The organism is Arthrobacter gallicola (assembly GCF_014836775.1).
Classification (GTDB): Bacteria; Actinomycetota; Actinomycetes; order Actinomycetales; family Micrococcaceae; genus Arthrobacter_B; species Arthrobacter_B gallicola.
Genome location: NZ_JACSQD010000008.1, coordinates 78,775 through 100,323, shown reverse-complemented (window position 1 = coordinate 100,323; position 21,549 = coordinate 78,775). Strand labels below are relative to the sequence as shown.

At 64.5% G+C, this 21,549-nt stretch carries 23 protein-coding genes; 9 read left to right on the top strand and 14 right to left on the bottom strand.

Annotated elements, in window-relative coordinates; all coding sequences use genetic code 11:
• Positions 1-74: 74 nt before the first annotated feature.
• The gene (locus H9639_RS15790) at positions 75-1,520 is read right to left on the bottom strand and encodes a stealth family protein (protein ID WP_191809131.1); all 1,446 of its coding nucleotides are present in this window, start codon (positions 1,518-1,520) and stop codon (positions 75-77) included.
• A 345-nt stretch (positions 1,521-1,865) separates the two neighbouring features.
• On the opposite strand from H9639_RS15790, the gene H9639_RS15785 reads away from it, so the two are divergent.
• From H9639_RS15785 to H9639_RS15775, 4 genes are all read left to right on the top strand, one after another.
• Positions 1,866-2,138 (top strand): hypothetical protein, encoded by a 273-nt coding sequence (locus H9639_RS15785; RefSeq protein ID WP_191809031.1) that lies wholly within the window; start codon positions 1,866-1,868, stop codon positions 2,136-2,138.
• Positions 2,139-2,232: 94 nt separating this feature from the next.
• Positions 2,233-2,940 (top strand): DUF6318 family protein, encoded by a 708-nt coding sequence (locus tag H9639_RS17310; protein ID WP_225219692.1) that lies wholly within the window; start codon positions 2,233-2,235, stop codon positions 2,938-2,940.
• 473 nt (positions 2,941-3,413) lie between these two features.
• Complete coding sequence (locus H9639_RS15780) at positions 3,414-3,839, top strand: hypothetical protein (protein ID WP_191809030.1); 426 nt, start codon at positions 3,414-3,416, stop codon at positions 3,837-3,839.
• Positions 3,840-4,103: 264 nt separating this feature from the next.
• Positions 4,104-4,727, top strand: coding sequence for a DUF6318 family protein (locus tag H9639_RS15775; protein WP_191809029.1), 624 nt, complete (start codon positions 4,104-4,106; stop codon positions 4,725-4,727).
• A 2-nt stretch (positions 4,728-4,729) separates the two neighbouring features.
• Here the strand turns inward: H9639_RS15775 and H9639_RS15770 are convergent, their stop codons facing one another.
• From H9639_RS15770 to H9639_RS15760, 3 genes are read right to left on the bottom strand one after another with little or no spacing between them, the layout of a single operon-like run.
• A complete protein-coding gene (locus H9639_RS15770) occupies positions 4,730-5,527 on the bottom strand; it encodes an MSMEG_6728 family protein (RefSeq protein WP_191809028.1) in 798 nt (265 codons plus the stop codon).
• A gap of 3 nt (positions 5,528-5,530) precedes the next feature.
• On the bottom strand, positions 5,531-6,097 hold the full coding sequence (locus H9639_RS15765) for a GNAT family N-acetyltransferase (protein ID WP_191809027.1): 567 nt from the start codon (positions 6,095-6,097) through the stop codon (positions 5,531-5,533).
• A complete protein-coding gene (locus tag H9639_RS15760) occupies positions 6,084-6,716 on the bottom strand; it encodes a DUF1684 domain-containing protein (protein ID WP_191809026.1) in 633 nt (210 codons plus the stop codon). Before H9639_RS15760 ends, H9639_RS15765 begins: the two co-directional genes overlap by 14 nt.
• A 23-nt stretch (positions 6,717-6,739) precedes the next feature.
• On the opposite strand from H9639_RS15760, the gene H9639_RS15755 reads away from it, so the two are divergent.
• Positions 6,740-7,492, top strand: a complete 753-nt coding sequence (locus H9639_RS15755; protein WP_191809025.1) for a TSUP family transporter — start codon at positions 6,740-6,742, stop codon at positions 7,490-7,492.
• A 134-nt stretch (positions 7,493-7,626) separates the two neighbouring features.
• The gene (locus H9639_RS15750) at positions 7,627-8,949 is read left to right on the top strand and encodes a cell division protein PerM (RefSeq protein ID WP_191809024.1); all 1,323 of its coding nucleotides are present in this window, start codon (positions 7,627-7,629) and stop codon (positions 8,947-8,949) included.
• A gap of 120 nt (positions 8,950-9,069) precedes the next feature.
• Here H9639_RS15750 and H9639_RS15745 read toward each other — a convergent pair whose 3' ends face one another.
• Entirely contained in the window at positions 9,070-9,513 is a 444-nt protein-coding gene (locus H9639_RS15745; RefSeq protein ID WP_191809023.1) for a hypothetical protein, read from the bottom strand.
• 39 nt (positions 9,514-9,552) lie between these two features.
• On the opposite strand from H9639_RS15745, the gene purN reads away from it, so the two are divergent.
• On the top strand, positions 9,553-10,140 hold the full coding sequence (purN, locus tag H9639_RS15740) for a phosphoribosylglycinamide formyltransferase (RefSeq protein ID WP_191809022.1): 588 nt from the start codon (positions 9,553-9,555) through the stop codon (positions 10,138-10,140).
• A 62-nt stretch (positions 10,141-10,202) separates the two neighbouring features.
• On the opposite strand, the gene H9639_RS15735 is transcribed toward purN, so the two are convergent.
• From H9639_RS15735 to H9639_RS15700, 8 genes are all read right to left on the bottom strand, one after another.
• Positions 10,203-11,555, bottom strand: coding sequence for an MFS transporter (locus H9639_RS15735; protein WP_191809021.1), 1,353 nt, complete (start codon positions 11,553-11,555; stop codon positions 10,203-10,205).
• Between the two features lie 227 nt (positions 11,556-11,782).
• Entirely contained in the window at positions 11,783-12,775 is a 993-nt protein-coding gene (locus H9639_RS15730; protein ID WP_191809020.1) for a ComEA family DNA-binding protein, read from the bottom strand.
• Positions 12,775-13,575, bottom strand: a complete 801-nt coding sequence (locus tag H9639_RS15725) for a ComEA family DNA-binding protein (RefSeq protein WP_191809019.1) — start codon at positions 13,573-13,575, stop codon at positions 12,775-12,777. Before H9639_RS15725 ends, H9639_RS15730 begins: the two co-directional genes overlap by 1 nt.
• 16 nt (positions 13,576-13,591) lie before the next feature.
• Positions 13,592-14,062, bottom strand: a complete 471-nt coding sequence (locus tag H9639_RS15720) for a hypothetical protein (RefSeq protein ID WP_191809018.1) — start codon at positions 14,060-14,062, stop codon at positions 13,592-13,594.
• Positions 14,059-14,880 carry a 4Fe-4S single cluster domain-containing protein gene (locus tag H9639_RS15715; protein ID WP_191809017.1) on the bottom strand — a complete coding sequence of 274 codons (822 nt, stop codon included), beginning with the start codon at positions 14,878-14,880 and terminating at the stop codon, positions 14,059-14,061. Before H9639_RS15715 ends, H9639_RS15720 begins: the two co-directional genes overlap by 4 nt.
• Entirely contained in the window at positions 14,861-15,073 is a 213-nt protein-coding gene (locus H9639_RS15710) for a DUF2997 domain-containing protein (RefSeq protein ID WP_191809016.1), read from the bottom strand. Before H9639_RS15710 ends, H9639_RS15715 begins: the two co-directional genes overlap by 20 nt.
• Before the next feature lie 75 nt (positions 15,074-15,148).
• Positions 15,149-16,780: an AAA family ATPase gene (locus H9639_RS15705; protein ID WP_191809015.1), complete on the bottom strand. Its 1,632-nt coding sequence runs from the start codon at positions 16,778-16,780 to the stop codon at positions 15,149-15,151.
• A 66-nt stretch (positions 16,781-16,846) separates the two neighbouring features.
• Positions 16,847-17,665, bottom strand: coding sequence for a hypothetical protein (locus H9639_RS15700; RefSeq protein ID WP_191809014.1), 819 nt, complete (start codon positions 17,663-17,665; stop codon positions 16,847-16,849).
• Positions 17,666-17,917: 252 nt separating this feature from the next.
• Here H9639_RS15700 and purH point away from each other — a divergent pair, with 252 nt between their 5' ends.
• Together purH and H9639_RS15690 are read left to right on the top strand one after the other, a co-directional pair.
• Positions 17,918-19,531 (top strand): bifunctional phosphoribosylaminoimidazolecarboxamide formyltransferase/IMP cyclohydrolase, encoded by a 1,614-nt coding sequence (gene purH, locus H9639_RS15695; protein WP_191809013.1) that lies wholly within the window; start codon positions 17,918-17,920, stop codon positions 19,529-19,531.
• A 169-nt stretch (positions 19,532-19,700) separates the two neighbouring features.
• Positions 19,701-20,921 carry an NADP-dependent isocitrate dehydrogenase gene (locus H9639_RS15690; protein WP_191746131.1) on the top strand — a complete coding sequence of 407 codons (1,221 nt, stop codon included), beginning with the start codon at positions 19,701-19,703 and terminating at the stop codon, positions 20,919-20,921.
• An 80-nt stretch (positions 20,922-21,001) separates the two neighbouring features.
• On the opposite strand, the gene H9639_RS15685 is transcribed toward H9639_RS15690, so the two are convergent.
• A complete protein-coding gene (locus tag H9639_RS15685; RefSeq protein WP_191809012.1) occupies positions 21,002-21,535 on the bottom strand; it encodes an Hsp20/alpha crystallin family protein in 534 nt (177 codons plus the stop codon).
• Between the last annotated feature and the right edge of the window lie 14 nt (positions 21,536-21,549).

The following is a 21,549-nucleotide window of genomic DNA, read 5'->3' as shown; positions in this document are numbered from 1 at the left end:
CGGCTGGCGGAGCTTCCTGCCCACAGGAACGGCGGCCGGGAACCTGCCCAGCCGCCGCCGTCGTACTGTGTGTCCTAGTTCTCCCAGGGTGCCTTGATGGGGAAGTACTTCTCCAGGAATTCCGTCACCCGGGCGGTGCGTTCCTCGGTGGATACTTCGGGGAAGGATCCGTCGTTCAGGCAGAAGAGGTCCTTGTTGCGTTTCTCCAGCAGCCGGTCCATGGATTTGAGCCCACGGTAGGAGGTGGTGTCCACGTACTTCACCTTGGCGGTTTCCTGCGTGACAGCGCGACCGGTCAGCAGTGCGTAGTAGTGGTAAAGCGAGTTCGTGACGGAGATGTTGTCCTTCGCACGGAACCTGCTGGCCGCCGTTGCCGCGAATTCTTCGGGGAAGACGGCTTCCATCTCCACCAGCACGCTCTTGCGCAGCGGTGCAGCCGTGTGTTCCAGATGCCGGGTGGTGATGCGGCCGAACCGCTCCCAGAGCAGGTGCCGGTTGACCCGGGCTGCGTTCTCGAAGCCGCTGCGTTCGGGATCGTTGGCGCCCAGCCCGATGCGGGTGTTCGCTTCGATGAACTTGGTGATGCCGCCCGGAGAGAAGAACAGGTCCGGTCCCACCGGACGGCCGAAGAACATGTCGTCATTGGAGTAGAGGAAGTGCTCGGACAGCCCGGGGATGTGCTGGAGCTGGGATTCCACGGCCTGTGAGTTGAAGGTCGGCAGCACGGACGGGTCGCGGAAATGCTCTGCGGCCGGCACGAAGGTCACCGAGGGGTGGTCGGCCAGCCAGTCGGGACGCGGGGAATCCGAGGCGATGAAAATGCGCCGGATCCAGGGCGCGAACATGTACACGGAGCGCAGCGCGTATTTCAGTTCATTGATCTGCCGGTAGCGGGCTTCATGGTCATCCCCCTCGCCGACGACGGCGTCCTGCATCAGGGCGGCGCGGCGGGCCAGGTATTCCGGTGAGCTGCCGTCCACCCAGGAGAAAACGAGGTCCACGTCGAAGCGGATGTCCGTGGCATGGTCGGCAAACATGTTCTCGATGGTCGGCCAGGTCAGACCGTGCTTGTCCACGCTGCCGCGGATTACCTCGGAGGCGGGCAGGGTGCGCCGGGTCAGGGAGTTCTCCACCGGGAGCGTGATTTCCGTGTCGCCGAGCTCCCAGAGTTCCACCTGCACGCCGGCGGACGGGCCGAAGACCAGGTTGGTGCCGCTGGTCCCGCGCGGGCGGAACAATCTGATGATGCGGTTTTTGTGGTGCGGTGAGAGCTCTCCGTCTGCGATCAGCAGGGTGCGCGACTTCTCGGTGTCCACGCTGCGGGAGTAGAACGGTTCATCCCGGCAGGCGTCCACGAGTGCGCGGCGGAGCTCTTCGCGGAGCCGGAGGTCGATCGCAATGACCGGGCGCTGGTCGTTTCCGCGGACCAGCAGGTAGTCGATCCCCGCGCCGTCCAGCACACGGCGGACGAACAGCAGGTCCTCCACCATCGCCTGGTGCGGGGTGAGTCCGGTGTCCATCAGGGTCAGGCGGCCCTTGATCTTCTGGACATTGGGGCGGTGCTCCACCCGTTCGATGACGGCCAGGGATGCGGTCTGCAGGTCTTCGGGCTCACTCCCGTCTTCAGGAGTGCCAAAGTACACGTCGTGTTCGGCGGAGATATCGGTAATGGGAGCCTCCAAAAAGGGTCAGGCACAAGGCAGGTAAATGTGGGTGTGTGCGACGCTGCACGCGTACTGGGCAACCGCAGATGCACCGGGCCGGTTGAGGCCGAACGGGTGCGTAGAACTGCGGAATGCTATGGGTGGCACTGCCGGGGCTGCGTAGCATGGTTGCTGAACACGCGGAAACCTCCGGGAGCCGATGTGAGCTACCGTAACACCCTGATTGCGGCGGGAATAATGGGCAGCCTTTGCCTGCCGTCCTGCGCGGTGTCCCAGGCGCCGGACGCCGCTCCGGAGAATGCACCTCCAGACTGGACAACCCATACCGTTGCGGCTGCTGACCTGCAGTTTCGATACCGCACCGACTGGTCCGTGGAGGAAGTTGCGGCCCTGGCAAATGACTCCGCCGGTGGGGTGTCCCTGCGGGTGCACGACGCCGGCGGCCAGGCGGACTTTCTGCTTTTGGGCGGGTGATTTCGGTGGCGCCCTGTGGATAAGTCAGTATGCTTTGCGGCAGTTTGAGTAGCATCTACCGCACTGGTCCTGATGGCTTACCTGGGGGTCTTACATGTTTAGTCTCGTTGAGCGTCGCCGTCGTGTTGCGGGTGCTGATGCCGATGCGGGTGCCCGGTTCCGCCGATCTGCTGGCGGATGGCTTGCTGCTGCCGTGGCGGGTGCGTTGTTGCTGTCTGGGTGTTCCGGGTCGGGGGAGGCGGATGCGGATGCTGCTGAGACTCCGAGTGCGAGCCCCTCTGCGACCCCGTCGGAATCGCAGAGTCCATCTCCGTCTCCGTCTGCCGTATATAAGCCGGCGTCAGCTGAGGGTCCCGCGGAGAATGTCCCGCTCCCGGTCATGCCGGAGGAAGCGAAGATCGAGTCCAAAGAAGGCCTGATCGCTTTCGCCAGGCATTGGTATGACCTCGTGAATTATGGGTTTGAAACCGGTCAAACCGAGTACGTCAGAGAGATCAGTGGTCCAGATTGCAAGATTTGCAACCATTTTTTCTTAGGCGTAGAGGAGGCCTACTCTGACGGTGGTTGGCTAGAGGGAGGATCCCTGGAGGTCCTGTCGATAACATCAGAGTTCGTAAAGACAGCCGAGGATCGACGTCAACTTATAACTTCCATTCGACAGCAGGAAACTAATTACCGAAATAGTGCAGGTGAAATATATTATACTGGTGACGCTGGGAGACAGGCATTTCCACAGATACTTGAGGCGACCTATGTGGATGAGGGTTGGCGGATCGATTTTGGGGAAACGATGCGGCAATGACACCGCTCGATCGGAAACTGATACGTTCCGCAGCCCTAATCATCGGACTTCAGTCGCTCTTATTTTGTCAAACTGCCGCTGTGGCAGCTCCTCCGGAAACAGTCATTGAATTCAACGACGATTCCGTTATAGGACAATCGGAGTACTATCAAGATCCGACAACAGATATGTGGACGAGCGTTCCAATCCCCTCAGCCGGTGGTCTGTACGTATATGCTTATATGCGTCTTTGTTTTGATGAAAATAACGGAGATACGGCCTGCCTATCCTCTATTCCAGATTGCAAGGCTGCTCCGGATGGGTTTGCGGTTCAATGGGAAAGAGCGCTCCGTGGTGATCCTCAACCTGTATGGGAAAAAGTAGGGGGGCCGTCCTGCATATATTCCGAGGACCCCTCAGCCTTCGAAGAACGGCTCCGCGCAGCCGTCCTCTCCGCTTTCCAGGAGAGTCCGATCGCCCCAGGACAACTGTCAGTGCAGCCCAGTCCACACACCCTCATCGGCGCGCACACGAACGTGTATGTCGAAGCGGGGGAGCAGGTTTTCGAAATGAGCCTGCTGGGCCAGTCGATCCGCATTGTCGCCAGTCCCACGGAGTACACGTTCGACTACGGGGACGGAACGGCTTACGGTCCGGCCAGGGTTCCCGGAGGTCCGCTGCCGGAATCCCGCTGGGGTGAACAGACAGCAACAAGCCACGCGTACCAGTCCACCGGAGACTTTCCGGTAACAGTGACGACGTTCTTCTCCGGCGAATACTCGGTCAACGGCGGCCCGATGGTTCCGATCGATGGCCGGGCCCAGGTCACATCGCCGGCTCAGCTGCTTAGCGTGTGGCGTTCGGAGTCCCGGAACGTTGCTGATGACTGCCTGGTTAATCCGGCGGGTGTCGGCTGCTGAACTCGCCGGAGAACGCGTGCCCCGGACGGGGTCCTGGCGGCGGCCGCGTCGCACTGAACCTGCCAGATGGTCAGCTCTGATCCCTCACCGATCGACCGGAACTACGCATGTGGATAACGTCGAACCACTCCCTCATGGCCCGTAGCATCAGCGGAACACAGATCGCGGATCGCTGGATGCGGATAAAAGGGGACGACGGTGGGCGAAGAAAAAGAGTCAGCACGGGTGGGCCAACGAGCGGGACAAAGCTTGGTGCTTGCGTTGATGCTGATCTTCATAGGCGGCTGCTCGGCTGCGGCCGGCACAGCTGGCCAAAGCGGGGACACGTCCGCTTCGCGTCCCGCGGCGAGCGGCTCCACCGAAGCGTCCCAAGAGTCCGACTCGCCGGCTGCGCTCCCGGCGCCCACACCGTCCTACAGTCAGGCATCGGGAGATGGTCCGGCTGCCAACGTGGTGCTCCCGGTACTTCCCGAGGTGGCTAAACAGGAAACCGTAGAAGGTTTCCTGTCGTTCGTTGAGTACTGGTTCGATTTGATCAACTACGGGTACGAAACCGGTGACGTGGAACCGATCAGGGCCATTAGCGGTCCCAACTGCAAGGTCTGCGTGAACTTCTATGAGGACATTCCCAGTAACTATGCGGAGGGCGGCTGGTTGGAGGGTGGATATGTCGACGTGGAAAACACGGAGTCAGCATTCGTCCTGACACCGGAAAACCGACGCCAAGCCATCGTGACAGCCCGTCAACGCGTGATCATCCACCGGGATAGTGCCGGCCAGTCCACCGGGGTCACCGCCGGGGACCTGAACGCCTTCCGTCTCATCATTGAAGGGACCTATACGGGCGATGGATGGTTCGTAGACACCGCCGAGGCTGTCGGGTGGTAGCCCTAGTTCTCGCCGACCTCCGGAACCGGCACCGTGAACAGCACCCGCGGGTCCTGCAGGAGCGCCGGATAGGCGAACGCCGATCGTTCCAGGGCCGCGCCGGTCAATCGGACGTTCCGCCGGGCAGTGTCATTCGTCAAAGTAACCGGGCCAACCTCGCCCAGTTCCAGCCGGGAACGGTCCGGCCCCAGCAGCGCAACGGCATCGCCGTCGTTCATCACATCCAGGAACCGCTCCAACTGGCGGCCCTTCTTTCCGGTGATCGGAGTTCCGCGGGCCGAGAGCATGGGCAGCTCGATGACCGGTCCGTCAGGGTCCCGGACCGGACGGGCAATCCACAACCACGGATCAGCCGGGTCGGCGGGAGCGGTCGGAACCTTCGGCTCCGGCCAGACGTACGGCAGCCCGGCAGGCGTCCCGGGAAACAGCTCCGCGTAGAACTCCGGATCCTTCACCAGTAGATTTGAGCGGTGCCCCTCGTGAAAAGCCTCGCTGCCAAGCCACGGTGGACGGGGGACGACGCCGGACGCTGCCTCCGGTGCGAACTCCAGCAGCTGCTCCCGGACAGTGTCGGCAAATCCGCGGGCCACCCACTCGTTGGTCATGGCCAGTCCGTAGGCAGTCAGCGCCGGGACAAATCCCATCCACATGCGTGTTGCAGGATGGCTCTGCCACCCGTAGTCGGGGACCACAAGGGCCCGCAGGATCTGCAGGGTCTCAACGCGCTGCTTGCCCAGCCGCGGCGAATCCAGGACCCGGGCGCTGCGTGCAAAGTCCTCATAGGGAAGGAAGGTCTGCATACATCAACCCTCCAAAGTGAGGGAACGGGCGAACACCAGATCGTCGAAAAGGTGCCGTCCCAGCGGGAACTGTTTGCGGCCCACGACGCAGAACCCTGACTTCCGGTAGAAGGCCTGCGCCCGCAGGTTCATACCGTTCACACCGAGCCACACCGTGCGCGCTCCAGCTTCCGCCGCGGTATCGAGTGCAGCAGTCATCAACCCGGACGCCACACCCCGCCCGTGGGCCGCCGGATGGGTGTAGAACTTGGAGACTTCCGCCGTCGGCTGGGGGAGATCCTCCAAGGCTGCGCCGATCAGCGGATCGGCCGGAGGCTCCAGGACCAGCAGAGCGTAGCCGACCAGGCCGGGATCAGACCGTGCCACCAAGACCCGGCGGGCAGGATCGGCGACAAAACCTGCGAACGCGTCCTCGGACAGGGTCCGCCCGGCGAACTCGGCTGCTTCTTCCTCCGTCACGGCGGGAGGGCAGGCCAGCGGAAAGGTCAGGGCAGCCAGCGAAGCCAGTGCGGCGGTGTCGATGTCCCTCGCCGGCCCAACGGCAAACGCCACCTGGTCAGTACTCGGCATACAGCTCACCCGCCATCAGCGGGACATCCACCCGGTTATCCGGTCCGGGCAGGGGACACGCCCAGCGCTCGTCATACGCGCACGAGGGGTTATAGAGGAAGTTGAAGTCCAGGATGAGCGAATCACCGGCTCCGGACCCGAGGTGCGCGCCCTTAATGGTGTCGAGCAGATACCGGCCTCCGCCGTAGGTCCCGCCGTCCTTGCCGGCGAGGGCATCGCGGACCGGCAGGAAGAGCCCGCCGCCGTACGTGGCCAGCCGCCACAGGGCCAGGCGGCCGACGCCGGGAACCCTGACGGTGCCCAGCCGCTCGAAATATACCGTCCCATCCGTACCGGTGGCGGCCTCCAGGCGCTGGCCGGCGCCGTCGTCGTCAATCACCGTCTCAAAACGCAACGCAGGATCATAGGGTGCGACGGCGAGCCCAGTGAAACGAGCCTTCGCCGCCTCGTCCAGGGGCGAGGCGGCGTGGGTGCCGAACATTATGTCCCGTTCGTGACGCCATAAAGCATGGGCCGCCGACGGCGAATCGTCCGCAGCTGCGCGTCGAACCTGGTCATATATGTCGAACATGCGTCTGCGCCAGTCAGCCGTCCGGAGTGCCGAAGCAGGAGAAACCATAGGCCCAGCGTAGTGTGTTTGGCGTGACTACCGGACTCCTCATTGTGGTGCTGACCTCGATCTTTATCGGCGCGGTGGCCCAGCGAATCGCCGGTCTCGGCTTCGCATTGCTCATTTCCCCTTTCCTGGTCATCATCCTTGGAGCCCATGGCGGCGTCCTGATGGTGAACGTCTGCGGATTGATTTCGTCCCTTCTGATCATGTTCCGGGTCTGGAAAGAGGTGGACTGGAGTATGTACCGCTGGCTTTCGGTGGCGGCGATTATCGGCACGATTCCTGCCTCAATTGCAGCCGTTTACCTGCCGGCGGCACCGATGGCCGTCATTGTGGGCGGAATTGTGCTGGTTGCACTTGGGGCTTCATTGGTTTTGGCACGGAACTCCGTGGTGGTGACCGGTAACAGGGCCAAGGCGATTGCTGGATTCGCCTCCGGCGTTACGAATGCCGTGGCCGGTGTGGGCGGTCCGGCAGTCAGCGCTTACGCGGTACTTGCCCGGTGGCCGCAGCGCCCCTTCGCCGCGACGCTGCAGCCGTTTTTCGTGACCATGGGAATCGTCACCCTCGGCGTCAAGCTCATAGTGGCCCCGGGGCAGATGCCTCCGTTCAGCACCCTGGCGTGGATCCTGATCGGCGTCCTGATTGTGGCCGGTATCTATGCGGGTGAACAGCTCCAGAAACACATCAGCGACGAACATGTCCGGTTTGGTGTCATTGTTATCGCCTTCATTGGGGCCGCAGCGGCCATGGCCAAGGGATTGTTCGACCTTTACGCATAACCGACCGGAGACCGGATGCCGCCTTCGAATGTCAGTGGCAGCTGCCCTCGGCACTACTGAGCTGGGCACTATGCGCCGACTCACACCCCGTACCTGAAGGGCGGGCATGGTCCCCAATGGCACGATAGAAGGCGATGAAACTCTTTAAACGCCCGAAGAAGCCGGGTGTGGTACCCATGCCACTGTGGCTGCAGGGAATGTTCGAGCTGGGGCAGGCCGCAGTGCTGTCTACCCTGGTGGTCATCCTGCCGCTGACAGGAGTCTGGGCCGCCAACGGGTTCTCAGACCGCGACTACGCGTCCCTCGCCCGCCTGAGTGGCCAGGCCTGGCTGCTTCTTCACGGCGTGCCGCTGTCCCTGACGTTCCCGGCAGGCACCGTTGGACCGGAAGAGACGGGCGGACTCCTCTCCCTCATCCCGCTTGGTCTGACGCTGATCCCGTTCTTCCTCGCCTGGCGCGCGGGACGCCGTCTGGCCCGTGCGTCCTACACCGATCAGTTATGGCAGGCACTGCTGGGCGCACTTGGAACGTACGCGTTGGTTGGAACGGCTGCAGCTTATTTCTCCGGGAATGAGGACGTGAGCATCTCGCTGGTTGCCGGTGGCCTGGTGCCGCTCATACCGGCCGGCCTGGGGCTGATCATCGGCGCACGGCGGGAAGCCGGTTCCTGGGTACGGCTGATAGGCGTGGACCTCACCGACTGGATCGCCCGGACCAGCCAGCATTCCCGGTGGGCAGGCTCCTATCTCTGGGCGGCAGTGCGTGCCGGAGTTGTAGGCATCAGTGCGGCGCTGGGGCTATCAGCGCTCCTTCTCGTCGCCGCGGTCGTACTGAACTGGGCGCAGATGGTTGCCATCTACGAACGGCTCGACGCCGGAATCATCGGCGGAGTGGTGCTCACTGTGGCCCAGCTGGGCCTGATCCCCAACTTTGTGGGCTGGACCCTGTCCTGGGCCTCCGGTGCAGGATTCGTCCTAGGCACCGGCAGCACAATCAGCCCTCTGGAAACAACCGTTGGACCTCTTCCGGCCCTTCCCGTGCTGGCGGCGCTCCCCGGCGGGCAGATGGAATTCGCCTACGCTGCGCTGCTGATCCCGGTTGCCGCGGGAGTCCTCGCGGGCTGGTGGTTCCTGCGGGAAGGCGAGAACCATTTCGATGAGTGGCTTGCCATCAAGATCCATGCCCGCTGGTTTACGGCCCCGGTCTCGACCATCGCGCTGGGCGGGATCATCGGAATCGTCGCTGGACTCTTTGCGATGGCGGCTGCGTGGATATCCAGTGGATCGCTTGGGATTGGGCGCTTCACGGAGATCGGCCCGGAGCCGCTCTGGACCGGAATCTGGGTGGCTGCGGAAGTCGCCGTCGGCGCTGTCATTGGCTATGCCGCCGGTCCCTGGCTGGAACACGAAAAGCGTCCCCGTCCGGCTGCATCCGACGACATTCTCGACCGCGTCTAAACACCCTTCCCGAGTCCTTCTCTGCAATGCAGCGCACCTGCAAGACGAAAGCACCCGCCCGACGTCGGCACCCGCACCGGTAACCGGCCCGCGGTGAGCGTCAGGCCGGCGCCCCGCTGGTCAGGGTTCGGGGATCATTCCACCGAAGGTCATATAGTCCTGCACGCAGGCCTCCGTGGCCTGAACGGTCAGGGCAGACTGCATGCAGGTTTCGTACTTGGCTGTCATCGGCCACAGTGCCACCATGGCGGTCAGCCCCAGGGTCATAAATGCGGTGGCAGCCAGGCCCATGGAAACAATCACGCGGAGCATCCGATGCATTCCGCAGCGAATGATCTTGACCAGCGCCATGATGCCAACCACCAGGGCGGCAAGGCCCAGCGCCAGTGGAAGCAGCTTCCACGGCAGCGGCAACTCGGAACTGATCAGCATGCCGGCGAGCAAAGCGATAAACACCCACAGGAAGGAACGGGCTTGCCTGATCTGCGCTTCGGTCGGCTCGGGCTTGCGGGTAGCCGGAGGAAACGGCGGTCGCGCGTTAAGTGGAGGGCCGTCGTTGTTCATGGATTAAGCCTAGGCGACGGTTGGACTTAAGGTTGACACATGCGAATTGTTGTACTGGTCTCCGGCACCGGCTCAAACCTCCAATCCGTCCTTGACGCCATTGATGCGGGGGACCTGGACATTGACATTGCCGCTGTGGGGGCGGACCGCCCGGACACCTACGGCGTCGAGCGCGCCGCCGCGGCAGGTTATGAAACCTTCGTGGTGAACTTCCGTGACTACACCGTCCGCGCCGACTGGAACCGCGCCCTGACGGAGAAGGTCGCGTCCTATTCGCCCGACGTCGTGCTGTCCTCCGGCTTTATGCGGATTGTGGACGAGCACTTCATCAACACCTTCGCCGGGCGCTACATCAACACCCACCCGGCGCTGCTGCCGTCTTTCCCAGGTGCACACGGGGTCCGCGACGCCCTGGCCTACGGTGTGAAGGTCTCCGGCTGCACGGTGCATATTGCCGACGCCGGCGTGGACACCGGCCCGATCCTCGCGCAGGCGGCGGTAGAGGTGCTCGACGGCGACACTGAAGAGTCGCTGCACGAGCGGATCAAGGTCCAGGAGCGCCGGCTCCTGATCGAAACCCTGCGGCAGCTGAGCACCGCGGGCATTCCTTCGATTCCTCAGCGCTGACCACCGCCTTCTGACCAGCGGCGAGCCCGGCCGGGGACACATATCCCCGGCCGGAACCAGCGCTAATCCAGTGCCGTTCCCCGGGTCTCGGGCGAGAAGCGGGCCATCCACAGGACCGAGGCCAGGACGAGCACGCCGGCAAAGGCGAAGGACAGCGGCAGGCCCAGATACGGCCACAGCACCGAGACAAAAAGCAGCGGACCAAACCCGGCACCCACCCGGGATGCCGTTGAAGCCCACCCGAAACCGCTGGCCCGCAGCCGGGTCGGGTACAGCTCGGAAACGTAGGTGTACAGCACCGGTATGGCTACCTGCACAACAAACCCGTAGATCAGCAGCCATGTTGTTGCGGCAGCCGGGACGTCCACCACCAGGGCGACCACCACAAGGGAAGCCGCGGCGGCGGGGCCGGTGACTGCGAGCAGCCACTTGCGGCCCACCCGTTCCACCAGCAGGGCAGCTGCCAGCACTCCCAGCAGGCCGACGGCGGCCATGCCCGACGTCGTCAGGAATGCCTTGTATTCGGCGAACCCGGCATCAACCAGGATTTTCGGCATCCACTGCAGGGCCAGGTAGTAGACCAGCAGGACGGTCACAAACAGGGACCACGCCGTCACGGTTGACTTCGGATTGGTGCGCCAGAGTTCCACCAGCTGGCTGCCCGTGGTCTTCAGTGAGAACTTTGGTGCAGGTTCGGGGTTGGGAAGCCGCCATTCGGTCTGGGTGCCGCCGGTGCGCTCGATAAGGTCATTGATGACTGCCTTGGCCTCTTCCGTGCGCCCCTTGCGGACGAGGAAGAGGGGTGATTCCGGCACTGAGCGGCGAACCCAGAAGACCAGCAGTGCGGGCGCAACCATGATCAGCATGGTCCAGCGCCAGTCCGCGACGGTTGCCATGATCACCGCAGAGGTGACACCGCAAAGTGCAGCGCCCACCGGCCACCACCCGTCCATTGCGGTTAGTACCCGGCCGCGCTGCTTCCTGGGGGTGAACTCGCCGACCAGCGCATAGTCCACCGGTACACAGCCGCCGAGGCCGATGCCGGCGAAGAAGCGGAACACGCAGAACCAGGCAATATCGGGTGCGAACGCACCCAGGACCGTGAAGATCGAGAAGATCAAAAGTGTGGCGGTAAACGCCCGCTTACGTCCGATCGCATCGGCGATAGAGCCCCAGAGGAACGCGCCGATCGCCATGCCCAGCAGGTTGGCGGTTCCGATCCAGGCTGCCTGCGCGGGAACCAGGTCCCATTCCTTGGAGAGCAGGGGGATCAGGACGCCGTTCAGCGTCACGTCCCAGGCATCGAACATAAACCCCAGGCCCCCGATGATGAAGATCCGGCCCTGGACCCGCCAGCGCCAGGGCAGGTTTTGGACTACCTCGTCACCCGCCGGGAGGGTATGGGTTGTGGTCATGGGTGGCCTTCCGGAAGGAGTTATAGTCAAATTCGTCGAAACTCGTAAAACCATACAACGGATTTCCCAGGTTCGCTCCCGTCGCCGGAAATAGCATGACTTTTTTCGGCTCGCCTCAGGTCTGGTGCAGGGGTCGACGAAGGGCCAGGCGCACGGTCGGGCAGAGTCCTGGTGGAGTTTTTGGGGGAGGTGGGATGCGGCCCGGGAGGGTGGCTCGGGCGGCCGCCTCAGTAATCGACCCGGCGCCCTAGTCCTGGCTGGACGGAAGCAACCCGGCAGGACAGACGGTTCCGGATGCGCAGGAAAACATGGGGCTGGAGCGCCAGTCTTTCGGCAAATTGCTCGACAGACACATAGGGTCGGCCCTGCCGCAGACTCACCGCACGGGCCGCCAGCTCGGCGTCGAAACCAGGCAGCGCGGCGAACGCCTCCGCAGAGGCACCGTTGACTTCCACCGGCTCCAGTTCAGGACCTGCCCCGGCCGCCAGCAGTTCCCGATTGAGCGCGGAGCCGGGGGCGGCGTTAGGTGCAGCTACGGGTCCAAGGCCGCCCGGGGCACGTGGTGTCTGGCTGTGTGCCGGGCCGGGACCGGGGCCAGGGACAGAGTCCTGGACGCTGCTTGCCCCCTGCCACGCGCCGCGTTTGGCCGCCGCAGGGGTACCTGCCTGAGGCTGTGGCGCATGCTGGCGGCTCCTAGGCGGCGTGCTTGCGCCGTCTGGACCCGGTCCACTCTGGTGCGCGGCTGCTTCGGTGCTCACTCTGCCGAAGCCCTGGGTCTTACCCCGTTGCCGGCCCGCCGGGGTGCCGGTGCGGGAGGTCTTAGCGGATCCACCCCTGGTACGCCGGGCCGGAGCCGACGCGGAAGCGGGGAAGGCAGCATTCACATCCTTGCGGGCGGCCCATTTGATCCGCAGGTATTCCCGGTTGGCTCCTGCCGCGAAGGCGCTCCCGCCCAGCCAGACGGCCATAAGCAGCCAGTCGGAAGCTTCCCGCTGCCAGATGGCAGCACCGCTCAGCCACACCATGGAGGTAATGGAGGCAGCAGCCAGCCCTGCGCCGAAGGCCATCCATGCCGGGCGCCGGGAAGCAACAGCTACATAAAGGATGATCCACGGTGCCGCCAGCCCGAAGGTACCCACGCACATAAACACCCAAAGGCTGTTTCGGATCTTCCACGCGGGGGTGGGCTGCTCGGATTCGCGGGCACTGGCAGCGCTCATCAGTAGTCGACCTTTCGCCCGAATCCGCTGGCCGAGGACCGGCCGGGTCCGTCGCCGAAGCGTACCCGGCCGCGCAGCCGGTCGGTTACCTGAGGTCCAAGATTAAGCCGCTGTCCATAATCCTCAAGCGATAGGAAGGGCCCCTCCTGCATACGCAGGCGGACCGTCTGGGCGGCGCGCTGACGCCCGATCCCCGGCAACTGCCGTAAATCCCGTTCCGATGCGGCGTTAACATTCAGCAGCAGAGCGCCGACGGCGGCACCCGGGTGCGGCGCTCCGGCAGATCCAGCACCAGATCCGGCACCTCCAGAACCACCGTCACGCGAAGCCCCGGCGTAATACGCCGCTGCCTGGATTCCGGGGTCGGACAGCAGGAGATCCGCCGGGCTCCCGGGTGGCCCCGCGAGTCCAGATGCCGGAGGTGTCCCGGCCCCCTGATCGGACACACGCGCGGACTCGGTCCGGGTTTTCCGGGGTGCAGGCACTGGGGCCGCCCACCAGCTCTCACGCAGCCAGGCCGGCGTCATGATCAGGCAGTGCATGGTCCCAAGGATCCAGATGAGTGTCCGCAGGATAGGCCCAGCGTCCTCATTCATCAGGAAGGAAACCGCAGCGGCTCCGGTGTAGACGGCACCGGGCCAGAGCAAGTTCGAGGCCTTGGCCCGCCAGCCGAGCAGCAGCAGCACCGGTCCCGTGAGCAGGCCCATGGAGAGGATCGGCGCCAGGATCCAGAGACTGCGCCGCAGCATCCAGCCGTAGCCCGGGTAGCCGGGGACCGAATCCGCCGGTGCGGCAGACATAACCGGTGCAGACATGTCAGGCGCGGACGTTCAGAACCAGGGTGACACTGCTGTCTTCCTCCACTGTCTCGGACTGCAGCTGGAGATTCGCGCCGCCGGCCCGTTCCTTCAGGCGCTGGACCACCGCCGCCTGCACCCGCCGGGCGTACGCAGCATCGAGCTCCCGGAGGACCGTTCCAGCCTGCTCCAGGCTCGCTTCGGGACCGTCGAAGTGAACAGCCCAGACGCCGTCGCCGCCCCGGGTGAAAACGGCCTCGTCCTCCTGCCACGCCGCCGAAATGCGATCAGGACCGGCCATCCGGACGGTTCCGCCGGTATCGTTGATGGCCAGCTGCAGCAGGCCAAGGTCCTTCATCCGGGTCTGCACCCGGAAATGCGCTGTGTCATCGGCGGGGTTTACAACCTTCTCCACGGCTGCAGCCGCAGCTGACAACGCCGCCGGCAGGGCGGCCATAGCCGCAGGAATCAGCAACAGGGATACGCTCATGGTGCCTCTTTCACAGCAGCGCCCGAAGGCACGGTTGGGGATGGTTTGCGGGCGGGAACCGGACGGTTCAATCCGTCGAGAAGGTGCTCCAATGCTGCCGTTTCGGCCCAGCCGTTGACGGCGACCGTCCCGTCCGGGGCAACCCGGATTTCCAGCCGGTCGACGCCGTCCCCGGGGAGGGCCTGCGAAGCAGCCGGGTTGTGGTCCGCACCGGGAATCCGGCCCCGGTACCGTCCGGTGAGGGCCCGCAGGCCCTGGTTCGTGGAGCCGATCCAGGGGCGGATCCGTTCCGGCCGGTCGGCAAGGTACGGTCCATCCGCAAGCAGATCGGTGGCCTCCAGGAGCGCCGAGATATCGGGCCGGTCCTGTGCCCAGCGCTGCAGGTCAGGATAGGTGTACCCGGTAAAAGTCATCACGCCCAGGCCCGCCTGCTGGAATGCTGAGGCGACGACGGCGGCGGCCGCCTGCTCGAACGGCTCACCGCCCAGCAGGGTCACGCCCTCCGCCCCGGCCTGAAGCGCCTGTTCCACAAACAGCTGGGCCTGGCGCGCGGTCTCCGCTTCTTTGCCTCCGCGGCTGCTCCACAGGTGGGGATTAAAGCAGCCGGGGCAGCGGATGGAGCAGCCCTGCAACCACAGTGCAGCCCGTTTGCCCGGTCCCTCTGCTTCTGTGGCGGGGAGGAAACGGGCATAACGCAGGACGCCGGCGGGAACGGCCGGGGGAGCGGAGGAGTTGTGCGGCGCGCCTGCACCAAGCGGGATATCAACGCACAAAGCGTTCCCGGGCCCAAGCCCCGGGTCAGGAAGCCGAATGCTCATTGCGCGCCTCTACAGCGGTGTCGACCGGTGTGCGGGTGTGGTCCTCGGTGTAGCTGCTGGACTCGGTTGTGGCGTCCAGAAGGTCCTCGAGGAGAGTGATGTAGTCCAGGCACTCATCGCCGTAAATGTTGCGGGTATCAGCAAAAACGCTGCCATCTGGCCGGACGCTGACGATCAACTGCTTGTTGTCCACGGTTGGCTCCTTGCAAAGTCCGGCGAAAGGGGAAAGCTGCCCTGAATTTCAGGCAGGCTACCAGCAAAAAAGGTCTTAGAAATCGACGGTTCGTCCGCCGCGGTCCGGCACCGGTTGTCCCTGAGGAGTTGGGGAAACCGGAAGGGACACGCCGTGTGCCGCCGCGTCGTCGAGGTCGGTGCTGGCCGTGGCGCCCACGGCGCGCAGCCGTGCCCAGGAGCGGATGTGGCTGATCTCCTCCGCCTGGGTGACTGAAAGCGGAATCATGTTCAGCACGGCCCGCTCCAGGTCCGGGACCGTGACCGGGCGGTGTTCGGCGAACGCGTCGTAGAGGGCGGCGACCACGGCCTGCTCGATTTCGGCACCGGAGTAGCCCTGGCTGGCGGTGATCAGGGGCGCCAGGGCGAGAGGGGCAGCTGCGACGGCGTCCAGCCCGTTGGCGCGTGTGGCCCGGGCTTGAAGCTGCAGCCGCCAGATGGCCTCGCGTTCAGCTTCGGTGGGAAGGTCCACAAAGAAGATCTCATCGAACCGGCCCTTGCGCAGGAACTCTGGCGGTAGCCGGTCGATGTTGTTGGCCGTGGCCACCACGAACACCGGATGTCTTTTCTCCTGCATCCAGGTGAGGAAGGCCGCGAAGACGCGTGCGGCAGTTCCGGAGTCACCGTCGGAGGAGGTGCCGGCGAAACCTTTCTCGATCTCGTCAATCCACAGCACACAGGGGGAGATTGCCTCGGCGGTGGCCAGGGCGCTGCGCATGTTCTGCTCGCTGGAGCCCACCAGCCCGGCGAAGACCCGGCCAATGTCGAAGCGCAGCAGCGGCAGCCCCCAGGAAGCCGCCGTCGCCTTCGCTGTCAGGGACTTGCCACATCCGGGGACCCCCGTGATGAGGGCACCGCGCGGCGCAGGCAAACCGAAGGCCGCTGCCTCTTCCAGCCAGGAACCACGGCGCCGGGAGAGCCAGCTCTTGAGATTGTTAAGCCCGCCGACCTTATCCAGGTCGATGCCGGCGTCAACGTAGTCCAGCACACCGGACTTGCGCACCGCCTGCCGCTTTTCCTCCAGCACAGTCTGGATGTCCCCGGCACAGAGCCTGCCGTCATTGACCATGGCCCGCGCGAACGCATTTTCGGCCTCGGCCATGGTCAGTCCCAGAGCGGCCTGGACAATGCCTTCATGGTCCGCGGGGCTGAGGTCAACCGTAATGGGACCGCCGTTCTGCGCGATCATGGCGTCCAGCATGGCCGCGAGCTCGGCGCGTCCCGGCAGCGGGAAATCGACGATGGTGAGCGTCTTCTCCAGCTCGGGCGGGATCCGCAGCACCGGCCCGGTGACAACCAGCACACGGGGGTGTTCACCGGTGCGGAAACCGGCGGCGACATCGCGGACCCGCCGGACCACCTCGGCGTCGGCCGGGCGCTGGTCGGTGCCGAAAAAAGCATGCAGGTCACAGAAGAGATAAATGGCGGCTTCCTGGGTGCCAAGGGCCTCCTCCAGGGCGCGGCCGGGTGCCGATGTTCCGCCGCGGCTGCTGCCATCCGGGCGGGTGAGCCCGGCCGAGGCGTTCCAGGTCCAGACTGTGCGCGGAGTGCGCTGCGTTTCGGCGATGCGCATGATTTCCGCCTGCAGCCGGTGTTCCTCGTGCGTCTGCACATAAATCACAGGAACACGGGCCTTCAGGGCCTGCTCAAAATTCTCACTAAATGTCATCTGTCCCCCTACACCACTACTTTAGCCCGGGGCCCGGAGGGCCCGGCGTTGAATCGAGCCGTCGGATCAGGAGTCCGTCGGATTGGCCGGGACAGCCGGGTTGGCGGGGAAAGTCGGGTCGGCCTGGAAAGTCCAGGGGCCGGTCGCGTAGACCTGAAACCAGATGGGTCCTTCCGCATCCCAGGCCAGCCGCCCCTCCGCGTCAGGGACACCCAGGAAATCGATCCCGGCAGCGGAGTGCGCCAGGACATACAGCAGCGGGTCGCTGCGGCCGGCGGTGTCGAACCGCCCGGAAGCGGCAGCGCCGTCGTAGCGGAAGATCCCGGACCCGTTGCCCTGCGCGCTTCCGCCGGCCGCATTCTGCAGCCGCGGGACTTCCACTTCCACCGTCCATTTGCCGGAGGCCTCGACGTAGAACCGGTTGTCCTTGACGTTCAGCAGGACGAAGGCAGGCTCCGGACTGGCTCCCGCCGTCTGGCCGTCCTCCGGCTCCTCTGCGGTGAGGATCGTGCTGGGGTACGTGGCGCCGGAAGAGGCCTCCAGCAGGCGAACCAGCCGCAGAAGGCCCTCGGAGGTTCCTGTCACCAGAGCCGGCAGCGGTTCCCCGTTGCCGGCCTGGGCCAAAAGACTGTCCGGGAGTTTCAGCTGTGCACTGTCTGATCCTGACCATCGGTAACTGCCGTCTGAGGTCTCCGCATCCACCACGGGATCGTTGGTTCCGGATTCCCACGGCCGCGGCTGCGGAGCCAGGGGAGTTGTCTGCCAGCCCACGGCTGCAGCGGCGGTGGAGAAGGCAGCGTAGGGGGCGGGCAGGAGAAGCACGCCAAGGAGCAGCATTGCAACGAGCCACGACAGCACCGAGAAGATCCTGATGCGCCGCTTCATCTAAGCCCCTGATTCCTGCCCATGGATAGTGGTTTCTGCTGCCGTGCCGCGGTCCGGAAGGCAGGCTCCCGGACATCTGCGATGGCACCACAGGAAGGATATCGGTTCGAATGAGTCCGCAGACCGGGAGACTGTTACCCGGGATCGGCGGCCGCCGCCGCACGGAGCATAAACTGGTCCCGTGCCCGCCCGGCCGCAAACGCGGCGGTCGCGGCTCGATCTGCCGAAACCACGTCACCTGGAGTGCCTTCCGTGAAACACACCCCCCTCGACCGTGTCCCCATCCGCCGGGCTTTGATCTCGGTTTATGACAAGACCGGACTGACGGAACTGGCCCAGGGCCTCTCCGCTGCCGGCGTCAGCATCGTCTCCACCGGCTCCACCGCCAAGCAGATCGCTGCAGCCGGCGTACCTGTCACCGAGGTCGCAGAGGTCACCGGCTTTGCCGAATGCCTGGACGGCCGGGTCAAGACCCTGCACCCGCGCGTGCACGCCGGTATCCTCGCCGACCGCCGCCGCCAGGACCACCGTGACCAGCTCGAGGAACTCGGCATCGAAGCCTTCGACCTCGTCGTGGTCAACCTGTACCCGTTCGTGGAAACGGTCAAGTCCGGCGCAGCCCAGGATGATGTTGTGGAGCAGATCGACATCGGCGGACCCTCCATGGTCCGTGCCGCGGCGAAGAACCACCCCTCGGTCGCCGTCGTCGTCGACCCGGCCAAGTACGCAGCCGTCACCACGGCCGCCGCTGAAGGCGGTTTTGACCTGAATGAACGACGCCGGCTGGCCGCTGAGGCGTTCGCCCACACCGCCGCGTATGACACGGCAGTAGCCAAGTGGACTTCCGCGCAGTTCGGCGACGGTTCCGAAGAAGGAGCCACCTGGCCGGCGTACACCGGCATGGCACTGGAGCGTTCGGAGGTCCTGCGCTACGGCGAAAACCCTCACCAGGCGGCCGCCCTTTACGCCGACCAGGACTCGATGCCCGGCGTTGCCCAGGCAGATCAGCTGCACGGCAAGGCGATGTCCTACAACAACTACGTCGACGCCGATGCCGCCCTGCGCGCCGCGTTCGACTTCGATGAGCCGGCCGTCGCCGTCGTCAAGCATGCCAACCCCTGCGGTGTGGCAGTGGCTTCGCCCGGCGCCGCGGACCCGATCGCCAACGCCCACCTGAAGGCGCATGCCTGCGATCCGGTCTCCGCCTACGGTGGAGTGATCGCCGCCAACCGCACCGTCACCGCCGGAATGGCCGAGACCGTGAAGGACATCTTCACCGAGGTGGTCATCGCCCCGGACTTCGAGCCCGAAGCCGTGGAAATCCTGACCCGCAAAAAGAACATCCGCCTGCTGACGCTGCCCGACGGCTACGGCCGCAACCCGGTGGAGTTCCGCCAGGTCTCCGGCGGTGTGCTGATGCAGCAGCCCGACACCGTGGAAGCCGAAGGCGACAACCCCGCCAACTGGACGCTGGCCGCCGGTGAAGCTGCGGACGAAAAGACGCTGGCGGACCTGGTTTTCGCCTGGACCGCAGTCCGTGCCGCCAAGTCCAACGCGATCCTGCTGGCCCGCGACGGCGCTTCCGTCGGCGTCGGCATGGGCCAGGTCAACCGGGTGGACTCCTGCAAGCTGGCCGTTGAGCGCGCCAACACGCTGGCCGGTGCGGACGACGAGCGCGCCCGCGGAGCCGTGGCAGCCTCCGACGCATTCTTCCCGTTCGCGGACGGGCTGGAAATCCTGCTGAACGCCGGTGTCCGCGCCGTCGTCCAGCCGGGCGGTTCCGTCCGTGATGAAGAGGTCATCGCCGCTGCGAACGCTGCCGGTGTGACCATGTACTTCACCGGCTCGCGCCACTTCTTCCACTAAACCCTTCCGGCTGTGCCGGACAGCGGGGGTGCGTGTTACCGCGCGCGCCCCCGCTGTTTATGGGCCCAAACGGCGCTGTGGCATAGTTGGACACAGAAACCAGACCCAAAAAGCCGGGTCCCCGCATGTCAAAAGCCATGTCCGGACCCCCATTCCACAAGGAGACCGTGTGGCTGACAAAATCAAGGTTGTGGGCTCTGTCGTAGAGCTCGACGGCGACGAGATGACACGGATCATCTGGCAGTTCATCAAGGACCGCCTGATCAACCCGTACCTCGACGTGGACCTCAAGTACTACGATCTGTCGATCCAGAACCGTGACGCCACGGACGACCAGGTCACCATCGACGCCGCCAACGCCATCAAGGAACACGGTGTGGGCGTCAAGTGCGCCACCATCACTCCGGATGAGGCACGCGTTGAAGAATTCGGCCTGAAGAAGATGTGGGTTTCCCCCAACGGAACCATCCGCAACATCCTCGGCGGCGTCGTTTTCCGCGAGCCGATCATCATTTCCAACATCCCGCGCCTGGTCCCGGGCTGGAACAAGCCGATCATCATTGGCCGCCACGCCCACGGCGACCAGTACAAGGCCACCAACTTCAAGGTTCCCGGTGCCGGCACCCTGACCCTGACCTTCACCCCGGCTGACGGCGGCGAAGAGATCAAGACCCAGGTTGTCACCTACCCCGAAGAGGGCGGTGTGGCCATGGGCATGTACAACTTCAACGAGTCCATCAAGGACTTCGCCCGTGCATCCTTCGCCTACGGCCTGCAGCGCAACTACCCGGTGTACCTCTCCACCAAGAACACGATCCTGAAGGCCTACGACGGCCAGTTCAAGGACCTGTTCCAGGAAGTCTTCGACGCCGAGTTCAAGGACCAGTTCGAAGCAGCCGGCCTCACCTACGAGCACCGCCTGATCGATGACATGGTTGCCTCCGCGATGAAGTGGGAAGGCGGCTACGTCTGGGCCTGCAAGAATTACGACGGCGACGTCCAGTCCGACACCGTGGCGCAGGGCTTCGGCTCGCTGGGCCTCATGACCTCCGTGCTGATGACCCCTGACGGCAAGACCGTCGAGGCCGAAGCTGCACACGGCACCGTGACCCGTCACTACCGCCAGCACCAGCAGGGCAAGCCCACCTCCACCAACCCGATCGCTTCGATCTTCGCGTGGACCCGTGGCCTGATGCACCGCGGCAAGCTGGACAACACCCCCGAGGTCATCAACTTCGCCGAAACCCTTGAAGACGTTGTCATCAAGACGGTCGAATCCGGCAAGATGACCAAGGACCTGGCAATGCTGGTTGGTCCCGAGCAGTCCTACCTGACCACCGAAGAGTTCCTCGCCGCCCTGGATGAGAACCTCAAGGTGCGCCTGGGCTAGAACCCGGTATTACGTACTAAACAAAAAGGCAGCCCCGGTCCGGTTGGACCGGGGCTGCCTTTTTGTTTAAGCGCTGTCAGCTAGATGCCGGCGCCCTCGGAAAATCCCTGGGAAGTGCCGGAAGAGCCGGAAGTGCCCGACCCGGAACCGGTGCCCGCTGAGGAACTGGCCGGCGCGGAAGTCGACTCGCCCTGGATGATGTTTCCGCCGCCCGTAGAAGGGGCGGAGACTTCGATCTTCCGCGGCTTAGCCCGTTCACTGACGGGGATGAAGACGCTCAGCACGCCGTTCTCGTACTTGGCGGAAATTCCGTCGATATCAATGCCCTGGCCGAGGTTCAGCTGCCGCAGGAAGCTGCCGGACTCGCGCTCCCGGGTCAGCCACGTGGCGCCTTCGGGGGCCTGGATGGTGCGTTCGGCACGGATGGTCAGGAGCTGGCCGTCAACGTCCACATCAACAGATCCCGGATCGATGCCCGGCAGGTCTGCGTTCATGATGTAGTGGTCGCCCTCGCGGTAGAGGTCAATCGGCATCAGGCGCAGCCTCTGCCGCGGGTCCAGCAGGGCTCCTGCCACACGGTCCAGTTCGCGGAAGGGATCGAATTTCATCGCCATTCTCATCAACTCCT

Coding starts and splice junctions, on each gene's coding strand:
- H9639_RS15760 (WP_191809026.1), bottom strand. CDS start 6,716: ATGGTTTCTCCTGCTTCGGCACTCCGGACGGCTGACTGGCGCAGACGC.
- H9639_RS17310 (WP_225219692.1), top strand. CDS start 2,233: ATGTTTAGTCTCGTTGAGCGTCGCCGTCGTGTTGCGGGTGCTGATGCC.
- H9639_RS15700 (WP_191809014.1), bottom strand. CDS start 17,665: ATGAAGCGGCGCATCAGGATCTTCTCGGTGCTGTCGTGGCTCGTTGCA.
- H9639_RS15770 (WP_191809028.1), bottom strand. CDS start 5,527: ATGCAGACCTTCCTTCCCTATGAGGACTTTGCACGCAGCGCCCGGGTC.
- H9639_RS15725 (WP_191809019.1), bottom strand. CDS start 13,575: ATGTCTGCCGCACCGGCGGATTCGGTCCCCGGCTACCCGGGCTACGGC.
- H9639_RS15720 (WP_191809018.1), bottom strand. CDS start 14,062: ATGAGCGTATCCCTGTTGCTGATTCCTGCGGCTATGGCCGCCCTGCCG.
- purN (WP_191809022.1), top strand. CDS start 9,553: ATGCGAATTGTTGTACTGGTCTCCGGCACCGGCTCAAACCTCCAATCC.
- H9639_RS15775 (WP_191809029.1), top strand. CDS start 4,104: ATGCTGATCTTCATAGGCGGCTGCTCGGCTGCGGCCGGCACAGCTGGC.
- H9639_RS15705 (WP_191809015.1), bottom strand. CDS start 16,780: ATGACATTTAGTGAGAATTTTGAGCAGGCCCTGAAGGCCCGTGTTCCT.
- H9639_RS15685 (WP_191809012.1), bottom strand. CDS start 21,535: ATGGCGATGAAATTCGATCCCTTCCGCGAACTGGACCGTGTGGCAGGA.
- H9639_RS15735 (WP_191809021.1), bottom strand. CDS start 11,555: ATGACCACAACCCATACCCTCCCGGCGGGTGACGAGGTAGTCCAAAAC.
- H9639_RS15790 (WP_191809131.1), bottom strand. CDS start 1,520: ATGGACACCGGACTCACCCCGCACCAGGCGATGGTGGAGGACCTGCTG.
- H9639_RS15730 (WP_191809020.1), bottom strand. CDS start 12,775: ATGAGCGCTGCCAGTGCCCGCGAATCCGAGCAGCCCACCCCCGCGTGG.
- H9639_RS15750 (WP_191809024.1), top strand. CDS start 7,627: ATGAAACTCTTTAAACGCCCGAAGAAGCCGGGTGTGGTACCCATGCCA.
- H9639_RS15715 (WP_191809017.1), bottom strand. CDS start 14,880: ATGAGCATTCGGCTTCCTGACCCGGGGCTTGGGCCCGGGAACGCTTTG.
- H9639_RS15765 (WP_191809027.1), bottom strand. CDS start 6,097: ATGCCGAGTACTGACCAGGTGGCGTTTGCCGTTGGGCCGGCGAGGGAC.
- H9639_RS15745 (WP_191809023.1), bottom strand. CDS start 9,513: ATGAACAACGACGGCCCTCCACTTAACGCGCGACCGCCGTTTCCTCCG.